The organism is Pseudomonas sp. ICMP 10191, assembly GCF_001467335.1.
Taxonomy (GTDB): domain Bacteria; phylum Pseudomonadota; class Gammaproteobacteria; order Pseudomonadales; family Pseudomonadaceae; genus Aquipseudomonas; species Aquipseudomonas cerasi.
In genome coordinates, this window is sequence record NZ_LKGW01000022.1 from 1 (window position 1) to 827 (window position 827).

1 protein-coding gene is annotated in these 827 nt (G+C 50.1%); it reads right to left on the reverse strand.

The window, feature by feature from the left end:
• The coding region (locus tag AO388_RS03250; protein ID WP_058416037.1) for an SEL1-like repeat protein at positions 1-827 on the reverse strand (827 nt) is incomplete at both ends.

Sequence of the window (827 nt, forward strand, 5' to 3'; positions counted from 1 at the left end):
ATCACGATCACGCTTCCATTTGAACGTGCCGTCCCACTCGGGCAACGGTGCTGGAGGAAGTGGAACGATATCGTCCAGATCTGGGACTTTTGCCCCAAGATGCTCATGGCGCGAGAGAAACATATTTATTTTATCCAATCGCTTCACACGCTCTTCATCTCGCTGCAAGGCCATATAGTAAAGCTCTTCCGATGGTGGCGGGCCTTCAAAAGCACGGGCCAGATTGCGTGCTGCATCGTAGTCACCGTTTCGAATTGTGGTGTGAAAGCCGGTAACCGCATCCGCATAATGGCCAACAACTTTTGAATAGCTTGCGTAATGAACGCCTGCTGGCCCATTACCTTGCTCCATCGCGCATTTGTACATTGCTTGCATGACATCGGCGGTATCGGCCGGGATGCTAGACAGTAATCGAGCGACATAAAATTGTGCAGCAGGATTGCCTAAGTCTGCCGCCCTGCGAAAGTAGGCATACGCGCTGCCCTTATTGCGTACTACGCCGTAGCCGACTTCCAAATAATGTCCCATATCGTAGTAACCGCCTGGAATACCTTGCGCGATCAGATGCTCCACAATGTCAATCGCCTCTATACTGCGATTGTTACTATCAACAGCACCTTGAGAAATTAGGATGTGCAGGTTGGTCGCTGCTTTATAGTTCCCTGCTGCATAGGCCAAACGGTAATATCTGCCTATTTGCTGATAGTCTTTGGCGCCTTTTTTCGATTTCAGAAATAGTGCATAGCGATACAGTGCCTGAGCATCCTCGCTTATAGCAGGCAGATTGTCGGCTTCGTGAGTGCAGACAAACGAAAGCCTCTCCATGG